This window comes from Chromatium okenii, assembly GCF_002958735.1.
In the GTDB taxonomy this organism is placed as follows: domain Bacteria; phylum Pseudomonadota; class Gammaproteobacteria; order Chromatiales; family Chromatiaceae; genus Chromatium; species Chromatium okenii_A.
On sequence record NZ_PPGH01000035.1, the window covers coordinates 150,001 to 169,952 of the forward strand.

Annotated in this window: 20 protein-coding genes, 1 tRNA gene and 2 pseudogenes (1 of these 23 running past the window's edge); 1 reads left to right on the top strand and 22 read right to left on the bottom strand. The window is 49.4% G+C overall.

Annotated features, from left to right (window positions below; translation table 11 throughout):
• From CXB77_RS08900 to CXB77_RS08920, 5 genes are all read right to left on the bottom strand, one after another.
• Positions 1–3,848, bottom strand: the 5' portion of a protein-coding gene (locus CXB77_RS08900) for a glycosyltransferase (RefSeq protein ID WP_105073604.1). 1,507 nt of this gene lie to the left of the window's left edge; the window shows 3,848 of its 5,355 coding nt (coding positions 1–3,848); the start codon lies at positions 3,846–3,848; the stop codon falls past the left edge of the window.
• 20 nt (positions 3,849–3,868) lie between these two features.
• A complete protein-coding gene (locus CXB77_RS08905; protein ID WP_105073605.1) occupies positions 3,869–5,215 on the bottom strand; it encodes an ABC transporter ATP-binding protein in 1,347 nt (448 codons plus the stop codon).
• Positions 5,205–6,008 carry an ABC transporter permease gene (locus CXB77_RS08910; RefSeq protein ID WP_242445590.1) on the bottom strand — a complete coding sequence of 268 codons (804 nt, stop codon included), beginning with the start codon at positions 6,006–6,008 and terminating at the stop codon, positions 5,205–5,207. Before CXB77_RS08910 ends, CXB77_RS08905 begins: the two co-directional genes overlap by 11 nt.
• A 4-nt stretch (positions 6,009–6,012) precedes the next feature.
• A complete protein-coding gene (locus tag CXB77_RS08915; protein WP_105073606.1) occupies positions 6,013–6,828 on the bottom strand; it encodes a SapC family protein in 816 nt (271 codons plus the stop codon).
• An 80-nt stretch (positions 6,829–6,908) separates the two neighbouring features.
• Positions 6,909–8,537, bottom strand: coding sequence for a hypothetical protein (locus tag CXB77_RS08920; RefSeq protein ID WP_105073607.1), 1,629 nt, complete (start codon positions 8,535–8,537; stop codon positions 6,909–6,911).
• Between the two features lie 255 nt (positions 8,538–8,792).
• Here CXB77_RS08920 and rluB point away from each other — a divergent pair, with 255 nt between their 5' ends.
• Positions 8,793–9,602: a 23S rRNA pseudouridine(2605) synthase RluB gene (rluB, locus tag CXB77_RS08925; protein WP_105073608.1), complete on the top strand. Its 810-nt coding sequence runs from the start codon at positions 8,793–8,795 to the stop codon at positions 9,600–9,602.
• Between the two features lie 43 nt (positions 9,603–9,645).
• Here rluB and pdxJ read toward each other — a convergent pair whose 3' ends face one another.
• The 17 genes and pseudogenes from pdxJ to rpsH form a co-directional block, all read right to left on the bottom strand.
• A complete protein-coding gene (gene pdxJ, locus CXB77_RS08930) occupies positions 9,646–10,377 on the bottom strand; it encodes a pyridoxine 5'-phosphate synthase (RefSeq protein ID WP_105073609.1) in 732 nt (243 codons plus the stop codon).
• Positions 10,378–10,430: 53 nt separating this feature from the next.
• The gene (locus tag CXB77_RS08935; RefSeq protein ID WP_105073610.1) at positions 10,431–10,967 is read right to left on the bottom strand and encodes a zinc ribbon-containing protein; all 537 of its coding nucleotides are present in this window, start codon (positions 10,965–10,967) and stop codon (positions 10,431–10,433) included.
• A 24-nt stretch (positions 10,968–10,991) separates the two neighbouring features.
• Positions 10,992–12,569, bottom strand: a pseudogene (locus tag CXB77_RS08940) (peptide chain release factor 3).
• A gap of 127 nt (positions 12,570–12,696) precedes the next feature.
• A tRNA-Lys gene (locus CXB77_RS08945) sits at positions 12,697–12,772 on the bottom strand.
• 117 nt (positions 12,773–12,889) lie between these two features.
• Entirely contained in the window at positions 12,890–13,282 is a 393-nt protein-coding gene (rplQ, locus tag CXB77_RS08950; RefSeq protein WP_105073611.1) for a 50S ribosomal protein L17, read from the bottom strand.
• Positions 13,283–13,362: 80 nt separating this feature from the next.
• A pseudogene (locus tag CXB77_RS08955) lies at positions 13,363–14,371 on the bottom strand (DNA-directed RNA polymerase subunit alpha).
• Positions 14,372–14,393: 22 nt separating this feature from the next.
• A complete protein-coding gene (rpsD, locus tag CXB77_RS08960; RefSeq protein ID WP_105073613.1) occupies positions 14,394–15,014 on the bottom strand; it encodes a 30S ribosomal protein S4 in 621 nt (206 codons plus the stop codon).
• Positions 15,015–15,040: 26 nt separating this feature from the next.
• A complete protein-coding gene (gene rpsK / locus CXB77_RS08965) occupies positions 15,041–15,430 on the bottom strand; it encodes a 30S ribosomal protein S11 (protein WP_105073614.1) in 390 nt (129 codons plus the stop codon).
• A 37-nt stretch (positions 15,431–15,467) separates the two neighbouring features.
• Entirely contained in the window at positions 15,468–15,824 is a 357-nt protein-coding gene (gene rpsM, locus CXB77_RS08970) for a 30S ribosomal protein S13 (RefSeq protein WP_105073615.1), read from the bottom strand.
• Positions 15,825–15,906: 82 nt separating this feature from the next.
• Positions 15,907–16,020, bottom strand: coding sequence for a 50S ribosomal protein L36 (gene rpmJ, locus CXB77_RS08975; protein WP_105073616.1), 114 nt, complete (start codon positions 16,018–16,020; stop codon positions 15,907–15,909).
• Between the two features lie 31 nt (positions 16,021–16,051).
• Complete coding sequence (gene secY / locus CXB77_RS08980; RefSeq protein ID WP_105073617.1) at positions 16,052–17,404, bottom strand: preprotein translocase subunit SecY; 1,353 nt, start codon at positions 17,402–17,404, stop codon at positions 16,052–16,054.
• A 20-nt stretch (positions 17,405–17,424) separates the two neighbouring features.
• Positions 17,425–17,859 (bottom strand): 50S ribosomal protein L15, encoded by a 435-nt coding sequence (gene rplO / locus CXB77_RS08985; protein ID WP_105074010.1) that lies wholly within the window; start codon positions 17,857–17,859, stop codon positions 17,425–17,427.
• A complete protein-coding gene (gene rpmD, locus CXB77_RS08990; RefSeq protein WP_105073618.1) occupies positions 17,849–18,052 on the bottom strand; it encodes a 50S ribosomal protein L30 in 204 nt (67 codons plus the stop codon). Before rpmD ends, rplO begins: the two co-directional genes overlap by 11 nt.
• A 3-nt stretch (positions 18,053–18,055) precedes the next feature.
• Positions 18,056–18,562, bottom strand: a complete 507-nt coding sequence (gene rpsE, locus CXB77_RS08995) for a 30S ribosomal protein S5 (protein ID WP_105073619.1) — start codon at positions 18,560–18,562, stop codon at positions 18,056–18,058.
• A gap of 10 nt (positions 18,563–18,572) precedes the next feature.
• Complete coding sequence (rplR, locus tag CXB77_RS09000) at positions 18,573–18,929, bottom strand: 50S ribosomal protein L18 (RefSeq protein ID WP_105073620.1); 357 nt, start codon at positions 18,927–18,929, stop codon at positions 18,573–18,575.
• A gap of 13 nt (positions 18,930–18,942) precedes the next feature.
• A complete protein-coding gene (gene rplF, locus CXB77_RS09005; RefSeq protein WP_105073621.1) occupies positions 18,943–19,476 on the bottom strand; it encodes a 50S ribosomal protein L6 in 534 nt (177 codons plus the stop codon).
• A gap of 16 nt (positions 19,477–19,492) precedes the next feature.
• Positions 19,493–19,888, bottom strand: a complete 396-nt coding sequence (rpsH, locus tag CXB77_RS09010; RefSeq protein ID WP_105073622.1) for a 30S ribosomal protein S8 — start codon at positions 19,886–19,888, stop codon at positions 19,493–19,495.
• Positions 19,889–19,952: the final 64 nt, after the last annotated feature.

Consider the following 19,952-nt stretch of genomic DNA (forward strand, 5'->3'; position numbering starts at 1 on the left):
GCCCAAATAATGCCGCCCGCTTCCTGTAATCGTCCGTCAGGATAAATCAGTTTGCTGCCAACTAAACCAGCATCAGGAAAATCAACGAAAGTCTGCACCAGCGCATCTAGCCAGCCGCTCAAAACCACCGTGTCGTTATTGAGAAAGAATAAAAACTCACCTCGCGCCTCGGCAGCAGCGCGATTGCAAGAGCCGACAAAACCGAGATTGTGCGGATTGCGCAGATAACGAATGTCGTCGCGGGCGGAAAGCTCGCGCTCGGTGTCATCGCTCGAACCATCGTCAATCACTAACACTTCAATTGCCACTTGCGGCAACTGTTCTGCAATCGAATCTAAACATGCCAGCGTGTAATCAAGTTTGTTAAAAACCGGAATAATTACCGACACTTGCGGCGTTATGGCGTTGCCACCAGCAATGCGCAGATTTTTTACCAGCGGCGCGGCGTCCATTTGTTGAAGCGGCGAGATTAACGGGGATTGTTCCGCCCAGCGGGATTGCTCGATCCACGCGGTATATGCAGTCGTTCCGCGAAACAGCGGCGCAGCGGCACGAAATATCGCGCTTTTCAACCGATACCGCGCTGCAGTCGGAACTGGCAACCGCTGCCAAATGCGTTGCAACATCGCCACCCAATCTGCTCGAGTTGCCCGCAATGCCCGCCCCAAACCGCGCACCGGTCGCGTCAGTCGCCACGACCGTGAACGGTAAATTTGCGCAATTTCAGCATCACGCCGCGCTACTTCCGCTGTTAATTCAACATGTTCAGTGCGATGTTGTCCGATCACATCGCCCAGCTCGGTGCGATGGTGCGCCAGCAGTTCCTCCCGCTCGGCGCGAGATTGCGCAATGACGTCATTTAATTCAGCGCGGTGGTGCGCCAGCAGCGTATGCGTGCGATCGCGATGGTTTGCCAACTCACGCCAAGCGCGATCCGCATCGGCAAGTTGTTGAGAAATAACGGCATCGCGTTCTGCTAACCCGCCGTGCAGCGCAATATTGGCATCGCGCAGGCGCACGAGTTGGTCAGCGAGCGGTTGACCGCTGCTTTGCCACAGTGCGAACGGGCGCGGACGCGGACTGCGATCAATCAGTAATTCTGCTGCAAGCAACGGTGCGCCCGGTTCCCAGCGCGGAGTTGGAATCGCGCTGCGCGGCAGGAAATAGTCGGTTTGGTAAAAAAAGTTGTCAGTTAGCAGTTGGCAGTTGCCAGTGGGAACGTCGGCGCTGAGTTGGGACGGACTGACAATTTGCAGCAGCCGTTCGTTAATCGCTGCCGCACTCAAACCAAGTGGCAGCAGCGTCGCATCGGTTCGCGTCGCCAGCCGTTCGGGAAATGCACCGAGAGTTGGCGCGACTACTGGCAAGCCAGCAGCGAGACAGGCGCTGAGGGTGTAACTCCATGTTTCCGGGCACTGCGCCGGAAACCACGCCAAATGCGGCGCTAAAAAATGCAGCCGCGCCAGCAATTCCGTCTCGGCATACGCGCCGTGCACAAATAGCGGAATCTCGGCGGACGACGGCACTGGCTCCAGCGGTTCGCCGAGTAGATGGAACTCCAGTGGTAACTGGCGCTGTGCAGCATCTTTTGCGCATTCAACCAATAAATTCAAACCTTTCGCCGCTGATAATTGACCGAGCACAACCACGCGCCGCTGCATTTCGGAATGCCAATGCCGAGGATTTGGCGGCGGAAAATCGCTGGGTTTGAGCAGTTGATCGTGTGCAGCAATCCGCACTTCCAATGTCGACCAAATTCGCTGAAGACGGCTGGCGCTGTCGTGGCTGGGCGCGAGCACTCGCGCTGCGCCGCGCAGCCAGCGTTCCTGCTCCGCTCGCCACGCCACAATGTCCCGACTCCGCGCCAGCCGATCCATCGCCAAACAGCGAGTGCATTCGGCTTCCAGCGGTTGATCGCAAAAATAACCGGCGCTGTGCATCAGCGTGATGCGTGGACAAATGAAGAAAAAATCGTGCACAGTCAAATCGTAAGGTACGTTGAGCGCGTCTAAAATTTGCTGCGCAACGTCCGCAATGCCGAGCAAATGTTGAATGTGGATGCGGCTGATGCGCAGCGCCCGCAGCAGTGAACGCAAACGCGGAAAATCCTGCTGGCGCTGAAAATTCAGGCTGGCGTCCTCGCCGCGTCGCTGCCAGTTGAGCGTTAAACCGTCGTCACCGTCCGGGCGCAACACCAGCACTTCTGCTGTGGATTCAAGCCATTGCGCCAGCTCGCGGAGATGTCGCTCCACGCCACCGCCGAGATCGTGGCTGATAAATAACAGACGCGGCAGCGGCGACCGCGCCAGCCGTTGCCAACTGACGCGGTTGCGCAATTCACGCGCCGGATCGTGGCGAATATGTGCTGCAACCATTAAATCGTAGGCGGGATGACGTTCGCGGACGGTGATTTGCGCCTGCGCGATGCGCTCGGCTTTCTCCGCGCCAAAACTGACGCCGCCGTGATGCAGTACGAACACGTCAGCCGCCAGCCGATGTCGCCAGCCGCGATAGTGCGCCCGCAGGCTGAAATCGTTTTCTTCGCCGTAACCGTGCCCGAACGCAACCGCGTCAAACAGCCCGACTTGCGCCAAACAAGCGCGGCGAATGTAGGTGCAATAACCGACTGAAGTCGGCAAATCGACGCCAGCGCCGGCGTTGACGCTCGCTAGCAGCGCATCGAGCGCAGCAACGTCCCAGCCATTTGGCAGCGGATTATCTTGGCAAAACAACGGGTAACTGCAAATCGTCGCGCCGCTATTGGCGAACGGTGTGACGGTGCCGACATCTGGCGCGAGGTACGCAGCAGCACGAAGGCGGTCGAGCCAATCGTTGGCAACTTCAGTGTCGCTATTCAGCAACACGACATCGCGGTCGGGATGCAACGCCATGCCGCGATTGACGGAAACGACGTAGCCAACATTTTCTTCATTTTCTAATAAAGTGAATTGATTATGCGCAGTAAGCTGGCGCAACCACTCGCGCAGCTCCGGTTCGGGGCTGGCGTCATCAATCACGATTAATTCAAACGGCGTTTTCACTGGCGCAGATAACACACTTTCAATACAACGTTGCGTCAGCGCGAAATTGGCATAAACCGGAATGATCACATCAATCGGCAAATTCGCAGCATTCAACTCGTCGGTTATTGCCGCTATTGATGGTTGGCTGGCTGCCAATTGGCAGACGACAATGAATTGATAAGTGTCTGCATCTGCATTCGTTAATAAATAATCGCGTACTGGCGCCGCTAAATTGTCCAAAATCACCGGCGAAAATTCGCTATCTTCAATCGGCACGAGCACTCGGTCGAAATGCACGATGTCCCAGCCGCATTCACGCAATAGCCGCTCCAGCGTGGCGCGGGTGAAAAAACGCAGGTGCGTTTGATCCAGCAATCCTTCTTCGCGGTAACGCCATTCGCCGTTTATCAATTCCGCGATCAACCCTGCGTGGGCGACATTTGGTACTGACAGCAACAATTGCCCTTCCGGTTTTAATAATCCGCTAATTTGTTTTAATAAAAGTGCTGGCGCGATTAAATGTTCCAAAATATCAGCACAAATAATCGCGTCATAACGCGCCGCCCCGACCAATGTTGCTGGATCAGTTTGGTTTAAATCTGCCACCCACAATGACCGAAATGCCAATTGCCCAACTTGCGCTGCGGTTGGATTCAACTCAATTCCATCTACTGCGCAGCCGCATTCAGTCGCAAGATATGTTGCCAGCACACCCGGGCCAGCACCTAAATCAAGTACTTCCGATCCAAAGTGAATGAAACGCGCAAGTTGAGCGAGTGAATCGTTAGCGGCTGGATTGAAATGGCGATGATAATGATGTGACATGAATGATGAACTGTGAATAATTAACTGAGGCGTTCCAATGCAATCTGTAGCATTGGAATTCCCACCAAACCGGTGGTTACGCTGCTGGTGTGGGCGCGAAACAATAGCGCGTCGTGCGCCCAATGATGATGAATGTGCGCTGCCTGTACGCCTTCGGCAACGCCGATGTCAATTGAATACTCGCCCGGTGGTAAAATTGGCAGCGCAAATAAAAACTTCGCTTCAAACCGTTCACCGGCGTTGACCGCCAGCGGATTGTCAGCGCGAGTTAAAAAAGTGTTGTCGCCAAATAGCATTTGTCCCAGCCGGTCTTTAACAAAAAAGCCGACAATAACGCGCTCCATCGCAATTAATGCCTCGACCACGACCATTAATTGCACCGTGTGACCGCCGACCGCCCAGCTCAAAGTTGCGCCGTGTTCATCGGCAAGCACCACGTCAATGACTCGTGCGCCGCCTGTGCCATGTGCTGCGGCATCGGGTTGAAAATCAAACAGTTCAATGTCATTGCGGAAGCGACTGTGGTTGAGATAAGGCAGGCGTTGATCGACCGGCGGCAAGGTTGGACGCGGTGGAGTTGGCAGTTTGGGCGCTGGCGCTGCGACGCTGTTCACGCCTAACTCGCGCCGCTGTTGATCAGAAATATCAGCAAGATAGGCTTCACAAACGATTTTTGCTGTGCCTTCTTGCCGCAGTGTTCCGCGCTCCAACCACAGTGCCCGATCGCATAAATTGAGCACGGCGCTAATGTCGTGACTGACAAATAATAGTGTTCCAGTTTCCCGAAATTCGCGCAGAAACCGCATACATTTCTGGGTAAAAAACCCGTCACCAACTGCCAGTGCTTCATCAATAATAAGAATGTCGGCGTCAACATGCGCAATTACGGCAAATGCCAGCCGCACAAACATTCCGCTGGAATAGGTTTTAACCGGTTGGTCAACAAAATCATCAATGTCGGCGAACGCGAGAATTGCGGGCAAACGGGCGTCAATTTCGCTCGGCGTTAATCCCAGTAACGCGGCATTCATCCGCACATTTTCGCGCCCGGTAAATTCAGGATTAAAACCCGCGCCGAGTTCGAGCAACGCCGCGACTCGTCCATTGACATGAATCGTGCCGGCAGTCGGCGTTAACGTGCCGCAAATCATCTGTAATAACGTGGACTTGCCGGAGCCGTTGCGTCCAATCACGCCGACGGTTTCGCCGCGTCGCAAGGTGCACGAAAGATCGCGTAACGCCCAGAATTCACGAAAGAATTTGCGGCGTCCGCGCCACAGCGATTGCTTGAGCCGATCCTGCGGGCGGTCATAAATTTGATAACACTTGCTTAAATGTTCGACGCAAATTGCCAATTCAGAGCACATCAGCAAATCCCCGTCGTGATTTCTGAAACCACGCAAAACCTGCCATTGCTATCATCATTCCCAGCGCCAGCGCCAATAGCCACTGCGACCAATTCGGCGCAATACCAATAATTAAAACGTTGCGCGTTTGCTCAATAAAAAAAGTTAATGGATTGAGATATAGCAAAGTGCGAAATGATTCCGGCAGCGCAGTTGCTGGATAAAATACTGGACTGAGAAACATTAAAATAGTTGTCACCGATCCCATGATTTGCGAAATGTCGCGCAGAAATACACCCAGCGATGCAAGCAGCCACGACAATCCCAACGTTAATAGCGCCAGCGGTAGCCAAATCAATAATACCAAGGGCGCAGTCAATGGCAAATAACCGTTTGAAATAAGAAAGAATAGCAGCAGCACGATAAGGCTAATAAGCGCGTGAAATAATGCCGATCCTAAACTGACCCAGCACAGCAATTCCAATGGAAAAACGACGCGCTTGACGTAGTTGACGTTTTGCAAAATCAATAGCGGTGCACGTTGCAGACATTCCGCCAGCAGCCCGTGTACGATCATTCCGGCAAATAAATTGGTAGCGAAATAAATGCGGCTGGCGTCGGCGCTGTCCCAACGTGCTTTGAAAATAACACTGAATACAAAAGTGTAAATTGCTAGCATTAACATCGGTGTTAGCAGTGACCACAATACACCAAAAGCAGAACCTCGATAACGACTCGCAATATCGCGGCGTACCAAATCACTTAACAGCATTCGCTGCTGCCATGCAGAATTAACGAAAGCGAATGGGCGCAACAACTTATTCCCAGTCAAAACGCAGCGTTTCCTCAGCACTGAATGAAAAACCAATGTCTTTCAACGTGGGGGTGGGCTGGCGAAACAGTGGTGATGGCGGCGGTGGCGCACTGCGCAATTGCTTTTGAGTAACGCTAGCTTGTTCTAATACGCCAATTTGATTCATTGAAAACAATTGCGCGTAAGCAACTGGTAATGCGGCGCTGCGACGCAATGCCAACCATGCAGTTTCATCAAGAGTATTAAGCGTGGCTTCATCAACTCGATAAATACCTGAAACTTGTATTGCGGCTTCATTGTGTTTAACTGTGAGCGCCCATGGTTGAATTAAATTCGCAGATTGCAGTGCATCAACTGTTTTTTGCGTTAATAGGCGATCATGCTCAACTCGCGCTAAAAAATTCATTACATCTTTAATACTTTGCGCTGGCTGTCCATCTTCTTCAAAAAATGCTTCACCAGCGCCCGCAGCCACAATTAAACCGCTCGCTTCATCAATACACAGTACTGCTTCCGTGCCGCCTTCCGGTCGCGCTAAACCAAATGGATGACTGCGCAGCAATGCCGGAACATAACCCGCTAGCCAGCGCCCATCGGGTGCAACGAATAAATTACTATCAGGTTGCAGCGCAGTCAATGCAACCAATTGAAACTGCGCTTCATGTTGAATAAAACCAAGCGGTAATGCTGGGACTAATTTGCTCAATTCAGTGACCAGCGCCGGAATGAAATGCAAATGCGCAGCAAAGGCGTAGCTGTTGTAGCGTTGCCAATTGCGCTGCGCGAAAGCATCTGGAGTAATTGCAGTGAGTTGAGTCATGCTATTGTTTAAAATTCTGTTATTCGTGGATAACCAAACCCCGCAACATCGCGGGGTTTATTGGCGTATTCAAATCTGACTTATTGATACGGATTTGAACGATTCAGAAATTCTTTATACGCATCGGTGTCGTAGGTATTCGGCGGCAGTTGGGTGCTAAACCAAGTGAAGTTGTATTGAGAAGTAATTGCACCATCAGGAACTTCCACTGTTCCGCCAAATTCTGTGCATTGGCAATTTACTGCGCAGGTTGCTTTATCACCACCACCAGTACCGTCAGGACATAACGGATATTGCAGAGTTGGAACTGGCTCTTGTGGATTGGGAATCGTAATGTCGCAACTCGCTAAATTAAATGGACACGCACATTGAATTGGATCATGCCCATCTGTAATACAACCAATTGCTGCACCATTAACATCTGTTGCATCACATTTGCATTTTACAAGACAGGTTGCCGATTTATCAGTTGATCCCGGGCAAGTGGGATATTGTGGTACATCAATTAAACCTGCGGGATTTACAATATCAGTTTTACATGAATAATCACCACCGCTGCAACTGCAATACTGGTCATAGCCTCCATCACCATTTACGTCAGCTTGGTAAACTGCGCAGGGCGCAGAAAACAACCGTTTGTGAAAAACTTGCATGTAATACAAGCCGGGATTTTTCAATCCAAAGCGATAATTAGCAGCTTCCTGATCGCCAGTGTCGGTATTTACGGCTAATAACGGATAAAGCGTTTCGCGGGGTTGACCTGCTTCTAATTGTTTTGCTGTTGCTTCGTCATAGATTTCAACAAACCAGCTTCCGGGACCGCACTTTTCTTTAGCACAAAACGTTAAATCTACAATTTCATTACCCGGCGAACTAAAAACATACCAATCTGGCTCACCTTGTCCCCAAACGAATTGATCACCTTGTGCCACCACACCATTAAACATTAAATTAATCACACCATACATGCTAACGCTGGGTGCTAATGGATTAGATTTGCTGGGTACATCATTCGGTTCCATTTCTGCATCAACAAAACCAACAACTGGTTGTGTAGTTCCTAATCCGCTGTCTTGTAAAACTGCCGCGATTGAATAAGGTGCAAAATTATCTTTAGCGTCTTTTGGTTGTATCATAATGTAGTAGGTTCCAATTAACCCTAAAGTCACGCGATAAGTTCTTGCTTGATCGGTTTCATTGGTTGGCACTTCACCAGCAACTGCGGTATCAAAGGTCGCAAAAATACTACCGGCAGCATCGCGTATTGTAATTAACCAACCCGCTAAATCTCCACTTGACTTAAATGTAATCAACATATTTTGATTAGCAGTTGTAGTTTCGGTATAAAACCAATCTTGGTCATTTACGCTGTAATTTTGTCCCCAAAAACTCGTGTTGGGTAGCAACGGATCGGCAGCAATCATGTTGTCATTCGGTTCAGTTTCGCCGTAGACCGCAGCGGGAATGCAAGAAGCGAGCGTGATATTGCAGCTTTGCGGATCAGAGAAACATTGCGCAGTGCCCGTTGTTGTTCCTTCGCCAATACCACGCAAATAGCCCACTGCATCACCAGCAATTACTCCTGCCTGTTTTTCATCCGCACAAATCGCTGATTTATCGGTATATCCACCCAATGTGGTTTGAGCATTAGCTGTCGTGATAGAACATAAAAAAAACAAACTGAAACCAATATGAATGAGCGTTTTCATCGGAAATTCCTACTCTGTAATTTAGGTGGCAGTGCCAGATGTTTCCGCACTGCTAACACCGGCAAAGTGTAGCTGAATAGCCGTGTGAATCAAGCCAATAATGTATGAATCTTGCCATTAGGCTGTTGCTAAAAAAATACGGCTCTGCGTGTTGTGAATGCAGAAACGACGGCTGATGTTTTCGATGCCAATAGGTCACTCGCGGGCAGAAGCGCATAATGCGCTCAAAATTCGAGTTTAATTAGGAATCAATCAATGAAACATGAGCGCCGTTCACCGCCATTACGTACCACTGAGGAAGCCGTGAGGCTCCAAAAACTGCTGGCTGAAGCCGGTCTTGGCTCGCGCCGTGAGGTTGAACGTTGGATTATCGAAGGGCGAGTGCGCGTGAATGGCAATCTCGCCAAACTCGGCGATCGAGCGACCAGCACCGACCGCATTCGCATTGATAGCCGCGATGTCAAACTCAAACGCCAGCGCGATACTCCGCCGCAAATCATTGCTTATCACAAACCGGAAGGTGAATTGGTGACGCGCCGTGATCCTGAAGAACGCGCCACGGTATTTCGGCGCTTGCCGCGTCCTAAAGATGGGCGCTGGATCGCTGTTGGTCGGCTAGACATCAATACCTCAGGAATTATTCTATTCACTACTGATGGCGAACTGGCGAATCGTTTAATGCATCCATCAGGCGAAATTGAACGCGAATACGCAGTGCGCATTCTCGGCGAACTTCCGCCTAATACATTAGAACGACTTACCACTGGAATTGAATTAGAAGACGGATTAGCCAAGTTTGATCGTGTGAGCGATCAAGGTGGAACAGGCGCAAATCATTGGTTTCATGTGACATTGCGCGAAGGTCGCAATCGTGAAGTGCGGCGATTATGGGAAGCAGCGGGCTGTACCGTGAGCCGACTCATTCGTATTCGTTATGGCAACATTGAATTGGGACGACGGTTATTTACTGGCAATTGGCGTCCATTAACCGATGATGAGCAAGCGACGCTAATGGGATTAGCGGGATTAACTGTTTTGGGAGTGCGTAAACCCGGGTTTAAGTGATACAAAAAATAGTCGCTCGTTATTAATAGCGAGCGACTATATTTTAAATAGGATTGATAAGGCGTTTCATTTCACGCACTGCTTGATCTAAACCAGTAAATAAGGCGCGGGCAATAATGGAATGGCCGATATTCAACTCGCGTAAACCGGCAATTGCGGCGACGGCGCTCACATTATGATAATCAAGACCGTGACCCGCATTGACTTGAAGAGCGAGCGTTTGACCGTGGACAACTGCGTTGCGAATACGCAACAGTTCCGTCGCTCGTGCCTGCGGTGAAGACGCATCTGCATATTGTCCCGTGTGAATCTCAACCACCGGCGCACCAATTGCCTGCGCTGCATCCAGTTGGCGCAGGTCGGCATCAATAAACAGCGAAACACGTACTCCCGCATCAGCAAGATTTGCACAAAAATCAGTCAGATAGGCCTGATTTGCTGCAACATCTAAACCGCCTTCCGTCGTTAATTCCGCCCGACGTTCGGGAACTAAACACACATCCGCCGGTTTTAATTGACACGCCAGCACACCCATTTCGGCAGTTGCCGCCATTTCCAGATTCATGCGCGTGTGCAAAATGTCGCGCAACAGCAACACATCGCGATCTTGAATGTGGCGGCGATCTTCACGCAGATGCAGCGTAATCGCATCTGCGCCTGCCTGTTCCGCAACCAGCGCAGCTTGAATCGGCTCAGGATAACGTGTACCGCGAGCTTGGCGGATGGTGGCGACATGATCGATATTGACGCCGAGCAAAATACAGTTGGTAGACATGAATGTGACTCTTTGCGCAGTGTTATTGAATAACGATGTCGCTAAGTGACTATTTATATTGATTTATCAGCGTGTTCACTATGCCGCCGAAAGCCTGTGTTGCCGCAATCCGCACAAGCTGGGATGCGCCCAGCTTTAACAAAATGGGTCGCAGCACCGCAGCGGTCGCAAATCAACGTCCCAGGCCCGGTGATTTCTCCCGCTTGATACAGGCTCATTTGCCGAGCGTTTTCTGCCCATTGCGCCAGCTGCACACTGGTTTGGTCAGCGACCTGCGTAAACATGTCGAGCATTCGTTTTTCCATCAGTTGCAAATCAAATCGCCACCAGTCACGCATTTCCTGACCAGTTTCAACGATGTAGCTGGCTGCATCTTCAATATCGCGTTTGATGTAATCGGAAACTTTATCCGCTTCTTCGCGGGTTAATTCGCCAAGTGCCACCATGTTGTCGCGGCTTTGTTCGAGCAACTCGCGGAAACGTGGCAGCGATTCCTGCTGCGCCCGCTCAATGGTTGCGTGGGTCTGCTTGAGCATTTGCTCATAAGCCTGAACCAATTTATCAGTGGAATGTTCAGTCACGGGCGTCATCCTCGGTTGATGATGCGATGAAAATTACAGATCGCGGGTAGCGAGAAACCGCACTTCCGGCCAACGTTCTTCCGCCAGACTCAGATTAACTCGCGTTGGCGCAAGATAAACAAGCTGTTCGTCACCATCCAATGCCAAATTTTCATAATTCTTTTCTTTAAATCGCTCCAGCATTTTGGCATCTTCACACACAATCCAGCGTGCTGTTTTCACGCTCACTGCTTCCACAAACGCATCGACGCCGTATTCATCTTTAAGCCGATACGCTGCGACATCGAATTGCAAAATACCAACCGCACCCAGAATTAAATCGTTATTTTTTAATGGGCGAAAGACTTGCGTTGCGCCTTCTTCAGAAAGCTGTACGACACCTTTTTGCAATGCTTTGGTACGCAGTGGATCACGCAATACGACACGACGAAATAATTCCGGCGCGAAATAAGGAACGCCTTCGTATTTCAATTCCTCAGTTTCAGTGAATGTGTCGCCAATCTGAATCGTGCCGTGATTATGTAATCCAATAATGTCGCCTGGCCACGCATCTTCGACCTGACGACGCTCATCAGCCTGAAACGTAATGGCGTTGGCGACCTGAACCGTTTTGCCAATGCGCACATGCCGCATCTTCATGCCTTTTTGATAACTGCCTGAACAAACACGCAAAATGCGACACGATCGCGGTGGGCGGGGTCCATATTGGCTTGAATTTTGAATACAAAACCAGTGAACGCAGTTTCGGCAGGATCAACAAATCGCTGGCGCGTTTGGCGCGGGCGCGGCGGCGGCGCGTATTCCACAAAAGCGTCGAGCAGTTCGCGCACACCGAAGTTATTGATTGCAGAACCGAAAAATACTGGCGTCTGTTTGCCAGCAAGATAATCATCGAGATTTAACGGGTGACTCGCGCCCTGCACCAGCTCCATTTCATCGCGCAATTCCTGCGCTTGATCGCCGAGTACAGCGTCCATGCGCGGATTGTCAAGACCTTCAATAACTTCACCTTCGGCAATACGCCCACCATGTTGCGCACTAAATAAATGGGTACGACCGGAGCGTAAATCGAATACACCTTTAAATCGTTTACCCATTCCAATCGGCCAAGTCACAGGTGAGCATTTAATTTTCAGGATATTTTCAATTTCGTCGAGCACTTCAATAGCATCGCGCCCTTCACGGTCGAGTTTATTCACAAAAGTTAGAATTGGCGTATTGCGTAAACGACACACTTCCATCAATTTGATAGTGCGTTCTTCGACGCCTTTAGCGACATCAATCACCATTAACGCCGAATCAACTGCGGTCAAGTGCGATAGGTATCTTCAGAAAAATCTTCATGTCCCGGCGTATCGAGTAAATTGATAATGGCATCGCCATAGGGAAATTGCATCACCGAAGACGTCACTGAAATTCCACGTTCTTTTTCTAATGCCATCCAATCAGATGTGCATGACGCGCTGCTTTGCGTCCTTTAACTGTGCCGGCAAGCTGAATGGCACCACCGAATAACAGCAGTTTTTCGGTGAGCGTGGTTTTGCCAGCATCAGGATGGGAAATAATGGCAAAAGTGCGGCGTTTTTCAAGTTGCTCTGTAAGCGTGCTCATGGATTGAAATTCAAAACAGAAATGCAGTGATTATACAGAGATCAGGTGTTGCAAAGCGGTTGATTAAATGCACAAACAAAAACACCCTGATATTACTGGTTGATAATATCAGGGTGCTTTTATTTAATGGTGGGTCGTGTAGGATTCGAACCTACGACCGATGGATTAAGAGTCCACTGCTCTACCAACTGAGCTAACGACCCAAACAATAACAGTCAATTTTTTATTAACTACTGTTAATAAATAGTATACCCGAAGTTAATTCGGTTGCAACATAGTAAAAACCGCAATCAATTTTAGATTACGCGGTTAAACACTATTCAATCTTCATCATCCTCAACGGCAACCGCAGTTGCAGGACGACCGACAAGTTCAACATAAGCCATCGGCGCCGCATCACTCGCACGATAACCACATTTAAGAATCCGCAAATAGCCACCTGGGCGATCCTGATAGCGCGTGCCCAATTCAACAAAGAGTTTGCCAATGATGGCTTTATCACGCAACCGCGCAAATGCTAAACGCCGCGTATGTACAGAATCAACTTTTGCTAAAGTGATTAAGGGTTCCGCAATTCGCCGTAACTCTTTTGCTTTCGGTAAAGTGGTTTTAATTAGCTCATGACGAAACAGCGAAGCAGACATATTGCGAAACATTGCTTCGCGGTGCGAACTAGTGCGATTAAGTTGTCTTCCAGCTTTGCGGTGACGCATGATGATAATTCCAAGGTTCTTTTATAGTCGAAATTCACATACGTGACAGTCATCTGATATGACTGCCACAGCGAAGTTTGTTACCGAATACTGAGTTCAGCGATTTTCAGGCGGCCAATTTTCAAGACGCATCCCTAATGACAAGCCACGAGTTGCTAATACGTCTTTAATTTCTGTTAGAGACTTCTTTCCCAAATTAGGGGTTTTTAGAAGTTCAACTTCAGTGCGCTGAATTAAATCGCCAATCAGATAAATGTTTTCTGCTTTCAAGCAATTCGCAGAGCGTACTGTCAATTCAAGATCATCAACTGGGCGCAGCAGAATTGGATCATAAGGCGATTCTTCACGAATCTCTGGCATTTGATCTTCTAACGGACTCGTGCCTTCCAGCGCAATAAAACTGGATAATTGGTCACGTAAAATCGCCGCAGAGCGTTGAATCGCTTCACGAGGATCAATGGTGCCATTGGTCTCTAAATCAATGACGAGACGATCAAGATCAGTACGTTGTTCTACACGTGCAGATTGAACTTCAATAGCAACACGGCGAATTGGACTGAAAGAGGCGTCTATTGGTAATTTACCAATAGGTCGATCTTCAGAAACATCAAGTTCACGTTGCGTGGTTGGTTCATAACCAATTCCACGCCGTACAGTTAACGCCATACTGAGAGTGCCTTCCGAAAGATTAGCAATTACTAACCCGGGATTAGCAATTTCAGCAGTATGGTCAATCATAATATCAGCGGCAGTAACAGTCCCAGAACTGCTTTTATTCAGTGTAAAGGTTGCTTCATCCTTGCCTTTCAGGGAAATCGCTAACTGCTTAAGATTAAGGAGAATCTCAAGTACGTCTTCTTGAACGCCGGGAATGGTCGTGTATTCGTGGAGCACACCCTGAATCTCAACTTCAGTGACAGCACATCCATCCATAGACGAAAGCAATATCCTGCGAAGTGCGTTCCCAAGTGTATGTCCAAAACCGCGTTCAAGTGGTTCTAAAGAAATTCTGGCGCGATTCGGGCTGCCAGAAATAAGTTCAACTTCAACTTTTCGCGGTTTTAGAAACTCGCCAATAGCGTCGTTCATTCAGTGCCTCTCAGGAAACTCCTTACTTGGAGTACAGCTCGACAATCAGCGACTCATTGATATCGGCCGGTAAATCTGAACGGTCTGGAACACGCTTAAAAACGCCTTTCAGTCCTTTAGTATCAACTTCGACCCAATCAGAAAAACCGTATTGTTCGGCAAGTGCTAAAGCGTTTTGAACACGCAGCTGCTTCTTTGCTGGCTCGCGGACTTCAATATGGTCTTCTATGCTTACTTGATAGGAAGCGATATTAACGATGCGACCATTAACTAGAATGCTTTTGTGGCTAACCAATTGACGTGCTTCTGCACGGGTTGCCCCAAATCCCATTCGAAACACCACATTATCCAATCGACGCTCAAGAAGCTGTAATAGGTTTTCACCTGTTGCGCCTTTGCTCTGCGCCGCTTTTTTATAATAGTTGCGGAATTGCTTTTCTAGCAGACCGTAAATACGCCGCACTTTCTGCTTTTCACGCAGCTGTACACCGTAATCAGAAAGACGACGACGACGATCAGTTGTTTGACCGGGTTGTTTTTCCAGATTGCATTTCGTATCTAATGCACGAGCGCGGCTCTTTAATGAAAGATCCGTACCTTCACGTCGTGCCAGCTTGCAGGTTGGGCCTGTGTAACGTGCCATATTGCTTCCTGTTGAACCGTCAGATGTCAGACGCGCCGCTTTTTAGGCGGACGGCAGCCGTTATGAGGAATGGGCGTCACATCAGTGATGCTCGTGATCTTAAAGCCGGCATTATTCAATGCACGCACGGCAGATTCACGCCCAGGTCCAGGCCCTTTGATATTGACATCGAGGTTGCGCAATCCGTATTCCTTAACAGCTTGACCGGCTTTATCTGCCGCAACCTGTGCTGCAAAAGGAGTGCTTTTGCGTGAACCACGAAAACCGGAACCACCAGACGTTGCCCAAGACAGCGTATTGCCTTGCCGATCTGTGATTGTGATGATCGTGTTATTAAAAGAAGCGTGAACGTGGGCAACCCCATCGGCGACCTGCTTCTTAACCTTCTTTTTTGTGTTGCGAATTGGTTTAGCCATTCGTCATTATCCAGCTATCTGCAGCGATCAAACATGTTTAACGTTTAATCGGACGGCGCGGCCCTTTACGAGTCCGAGCATTGGTGCGGGTTCGCTGACCACGCAATGGCAATCCGCGCCGATGTCGGATGCCTCGATAACAACCGAGATCCATCAGTCGCTTGATGCTCATCGATACTTCACGGCGCAAATCACCCTCAACCGTGAATTTAGCAACTTCATTGCGCAGCCGATCTATCTCTTCTTCCGTCAGCTTTTGCATTTTAGTTTCACGCGGAATGCCTGCCGCGTCGCAAATCTTGCCCGCACTTGTGCGGCCAATACCATAGATCGCAGTTAATGCGATCACAGCATGTTTTTTATCTGGGATATTGACACCGGCAATACGGGCCATGTTGACGAACCCCTTAGTCCTAATAGCTTAACGGGTAAACCGTGCAGTATAACAAACGTTTTTTTCAGGTCAATCAAAAAGACTAACCTTGACGTTGTTTGTGGCGAGGATCAGCGCAAATAACGCGCACTGTTCCATGCCGACGGATGATTTTGCAATTCCTGCATAACTTTTTTACTGATGCACGCACTTTCATTCTGTAACTCCTAATTCAAACGCCCGTACAATTAGCGCAACATACCTGCGCTAGGCGATTTCAGGTTAGCCTTCTTCATTAAACCCTCGTATTGATGCGACACGAGATGCGCTTGAACTTGAGCCATGAAATCCATCACAACAACAACCACAATAAGCAAGGATGTCCCACCAAAATAAAAGGGTACGTTATAACCAACAATCAAAAACTCTGGCAATAAACAAACTGCCGTGATGTAAATTGCACCAGCAACTGTTAGTCGCGTCATTACTCCATCAATATAGCGAGCAGTTTGTTCTCCCGGACGGATTCCAGGAATGAAGGCGCCAGAACGTTTTAAATTGTCTGCTGTTTCCTTTGAGTTGAATACCAAAGCAGTATAGAAAAAGCAAAAGAACACAATAGCAACTGTGTAAAACAAAACGTAAAGCGGTTCCCCAGGAGCTAATTTCGACGTGATCGTCGCAATCCAACGCAAATTTTCGTTAGCACCAAAAAATTGCCCTAATGTCCCTGGAAACAACAGAATGCTCGACGCAAAAATCGGAGGAATAACGCCAGCCATGTTCAATTTTAATGGCAGATGTGTACTTTGCGCCTGCATCATTTTTCGTCCCTGCTGACGACGCGCATAATTAACAGTAATTCGACGTTGACCACGTTCAACGAAAATCACGAATGCTGTTACTGCAAGTGCCATTGCAAATAGTGCTAACACCGAAAGTGAATTCATTTCACCAGTTCTTGCCAGTTCTAATGTTCCGCCAAGTGCTGATGGCAAACCCGCAACAATGCCGGCAAAGATAATCATGGAGATGCCGTTGCCAATGCCACGTTCAGTGATTTGTTCACCCAGCCACATTAAAAACATGGTTCCAGTAACTAATGAAATAGCAGCAGTAAAAATAAAGCCAACACCTGCATGAGTGACTAATGCTGAACCGCCAGCGGTTTGTCCTTGCAGTGCCATCGAGATACCAATTGCCTGAAAAGTTGCTAAAAACACGGTTCCATAGCGTGTGTATTGGGTAATTCGGCGGCGTCCTGATTCTCCTTCTTTTTTGAGTTGATCAAGATGCGGAATAACCGAAGTCATTAATTGAATAATAATTGATGACGAAATATAAGGCATCACACCAAGCGCAAATAAACTTGCCCGCTGTAAAGCACCACCCGAAAACATGTTAAACATGTCTAGGATTGAGCCTTGGTGCTGGTCGAAAAGGATGGCCAGTGCCTCTGGATTAACACCGGGGACTGGAACAAAGGTACCGATACGATAAACCAGTAAAGCGCCGAGCAGGAATAACAAGCGGTGTTTTAATTCCGTTAGTTGCCCTGTATTGCTCAGTGCGTTTCCTATAGAACCTGTGTTCTTAACCATCCAATTCGCACCTATTAATTCTACTCTTCGACCTTGCCGCCAGCTGCTTCAATGGCAGTTCGGGCACCCTTGGTCATACCAACGCCCTGAATGGTAAATGCACGCGCCACTTCACCTGAAGCGATGATTTTAGCGAATTTAATCGACTGATTAACAATTCCAGCCGCCATCAGTGCTTTCAAATCAATCACGTCGCCTTCAACGCGGTTTAGCTCTGTTAAACGCACTTCAGCACTCACCAGCGATTTCCGTGAACGGAAACCAACTTTAGGGAGACGCCGTTGAAGTGGCATCTGACCGCCTTCGAAGCCAACTTTGTGAAATCCGCCTTTACGGGACTTTTGCCCCTTGTGACCGCGCCCACAAGTTTTGCCCAGTCCGCTGCCGATACCGCGTCCGACGCGCTTGGCTGAAGGTCGACTGCCTTCGTCTGGTTTCAGATCATTAAGCCGCATCATGGGACTCCTCTACGACTTTCACCATGTAATACACGGTGTTAACCATGCCGCGTGTGCAAGGTGTGTCTTCTACTTCAACGACTTGGTGCATCCGTCGCAGACCCAGCCCGCGCACACAAGCCTTGTGTTTTTCAAGGCGACCACTGGCGCTACGCACCAGTTTCACCTTCATCATTTTTTTATCAGCCATCGCTCACCCCAAAATCTGTTCGACGGTTTTTCCACGCTTGGCGGCGATGGTTTGCGCATCGTTCATGGCACGCAGTCCCTGAACGGTCGCTCTTACAACGTTGATCGGATTATTGGTGCCGATACATTTTGCAAGAACGTTTTGCACTCCCAGCACCTCAAACACGGCGCGCATTGCACCGCCAGCGATGATGCCAGTACCGTCTGATGCAGGCTGCATGAACACCTTTGCCGCGCCATGCTCACCTTGCAAGGGATACTGAAGCGTGGTGCCATTCAGCTTGACTTCGATCATATTCTTGCGGGCACTTTCCATTGCCTTTTGAATGGCAATTGGTACTTCACGGGCTTTACCACGACCAAAGCCAACGCGTCCTTTGCCATCGCCAACCACTGTCAGTGCCGCAAAACCAAATTGCCGACCACCCTTAACAACTTTAGCGACGCGATTAACCGCCACCAGCTTTTCCAGAAGATCATCACCTTCTGGTTTGGGATTGAAGTTCGCCATGATCGAATCCTCAGAATTTCAGTCCGTGCTCACGCGCTGCGTCAGCAAGTGCTTTGAGACGCCCGTGATAACGGAAACCGGAACGATCAAACGCCACCCGCTCCACACCGGCAGACAGTGCGCGTTCCGCAATCGCTTTTCCGATTACAGTCGCTGCGTTGATATTGCCCTTGTGACCGTCAATCGTCAGGCGTAGCTCTTTATCCAAGGTCGAAGCACTGGCGACAACCTTATCACCCGTCGGCGCGATGATCTGGGCGTAAGTATGCTGGGGCGTCCGATGAACGCACAACCGAAACTCACCGAGTTCGCGGATTTTGGCGCGTGCCCGCGTTGCACGACGCAGACGAGCCTGTTTCTTATCCATTGCGTGAAACCCCTTATTTCTTCTTAGCTTCCTTACGCAGGACATTTTCGTCTGCGTAACGAACACCCTTGCCCTTGTAAGGCTCTGGCGGACGGAATCCTCGGATTTCCGAAGCAACCTGACCAACCCGTTGTTTGTCGGCACCTGAAACGAGGATTTCAGTCTGACTCGGCGTCTCGATCGTAATGCCCGCTGGCACTGGATAATCGATCGGATGCGAAAAACCGAGGGTCAGATTAAGCACTTCGCCTTTAGCCTGAGCACGATAACCAACACCGATCAGCGTGAGTTTGCGCGTAAAGCCAATGCTGCAACCGACAACCATGTTATTAAGCAAGGCTCGGGTGGTTCCAGCCATCGCCCATGCTGCATCCTGACCCTCAGCGGGTGCGACCCGAATCTCACCAGCATCTTGGCTAACTCTAACTGTGGGATGAACCAACCAGTTAAGACTGCCTTTTGTGCCTGTGACGGTGACATCCTGACCGGCGATTTCAATGCTGACACCCTGCGGTATCGCAATAGGAGCCTTTGCGACTCGTGACATCTCCGTATCCTCTTAGTTAAGCAACATAGGCAATGATCTCACCGCCATGTCCCGCTTGGCGGGCGGCGCGGTCAGTCATCAAACCTTGCGAGGTGGAGATGATCGCAATCCCAAGACCTGCCCAGACTTTAGGGAGCTGATTTTTGTTGCGATAGATGCGTAGCCCAGGACGCGAGACCCGTTTAATGACCTCGATCACTGGCTTACCACGAAAATACTTGAGCTTGATAATCAGCTCAGGCTTGCCATCATTTGGCTCAACGGACGCTTCAGCAATGTAACCTTCTTCTTTCAGTAGGTTAGCGATAGCAACCTTCTGTTTCGACGATGGCATCACGATGGTGATTTTACCGCGCTGCTGCCCGTTACGGATGCGTGTCAGCATATCCGCAATCGGATCCGACATACTCATAGGAAATTCCTCGGGTCAAACCGCCTGATGGCGCGATACCCTTCAGATTAACTTGGATGGATTC

What these genes read in the sequence shown, in the direction of transcription:
- CXB77_RS08905 (WP_105073605.1), bottom strand. Translation starts at nt 5,215, where the DNA reads ATGTGCTCTGAATTGGCAATTTGCGTCGAACATTTAAGCAAGTGTTAT.
- CXB77_RS08915 (WP_105073606.1), bottom strand. Translation starts at nt 6,828, where the DNA reads ATGACTCAACTCACTGCAATTACTCCAGATGCTTTCGCGCAGCGCAAT.
- CXB77_RS08920 (WP_105073607.1), bottom strand. Translation starts at nt 8,537, where the DNA reads ATGAAAACGCTCATTCATATTGGTTTCAGTTTGTTTTTTTTATGTTCT.
- rluB (WP_105073608.1), top strand. Translation starts at nt 8,793, where the DNA reads ATGAAACATGAGCGCCGTTCACCGCCATTACGTACCACTGAGGAAGCC.
- pdxJ (WP_105073609.1), bottom strand. Translation starts at nt 10,377, where the DNA reads ATGTCTACCAACTGTATTTTGCTCGGCGTCAATATCGATCATGTCGCC.
- CXB77_RS08935 (WP_105073610.1), bottom strand. Translation starts at nt 10,967, where the DNA reads ATGACGCCCGTGACTGAACATTCCACTGATAAATTGGTTCAGGCTTAT.
- rplQ (WP_105073611.1), bottom strand. Translation starts at nt 13,282, where the DNA reads ATGCGTCACCGCAAAGCTGGAAGACAACTTAATCGCACTAGTTCGCAC.
- rpsD (WP_105073613.1), bottom strand. Translation starts at nt 15,014, where the DNA reads ATGGCACGTTACACAGGCCCAACCTGCAAGCTGGCACGACGTGAAGGT.
- rpsK (WP_105073614.1), bottom strand. Translation starts at nt 15,430, where the DNA reads ATGGCTAAACCAATTCGCAACACAAAAAAGAAGGTTAAGAAGCAGGTC.
- rpsM (WP_105073615.1), bottom strand. Translation starts at nt 15,824, where the DNA reads ATGGCCCGTATTGCCGGTGTCAATATCCCAGATAAAAAACATGCTGTG.
- rpmJ (WP_105073616.1), bottom strand. Translation starts at nt 16,020, where the DNA reads ATGAAAGTGCGTGCATCAGTAAAAAAGTTATGCAGGAATTGCAAAATC.
- secY (WP_105073617.1), bottom strand. Translation starts at nt 17,404, where the DNA reads ATGGTTAAGAACACAGGTTCTATAGGAAACGCACTGAGCAATACAGGG.
- rplO (WP_105074010.1), bottom strand. Translation starts at nt 17,859, where the DNA reads ATGCGGCTTAATGATCTGAAACCAGACGAAGGCAGTCGACCTTCAGCC.
- rpmD (WP_105073618.1), bottom strand. Translation starts at nt 18,052, where the DNA reads ATGGCTGATAAAAAAATGATGAAGGTGAAACTGGTGCGTAGCGCCAGT.
- rpsE (WP_105073619.1), bottom strand. Translation starts at nt 18,562, where the DNA reads ATGGCGAACTTCAATCCCAAACCAGAAGGTGATGATCTTCTGGAAAAG.
- rplR (WP_105073620.1), bottom strand. Translation starts at nt 18,929, where the DNA reads ATGGATAAGAAACAGGCTCGTCTGCGTCGTGCAACGCGGGCACGCGCC.
- rplF (WP_105073621.1), bottom strand. Translation starts at nt 19,476, where the DNA reads ATGTCACGAGTCGCAAAGGCTCCTATTGCGATACCGCAGGGTGTCAGC.
- rpsH (WP_105073622.1), bottom strand. Translation starts at nt 19,888, where the DNA reads ATGAGTATGTCGGATCCGATTGCGGATATGCTGACACGCATCCGTAAC.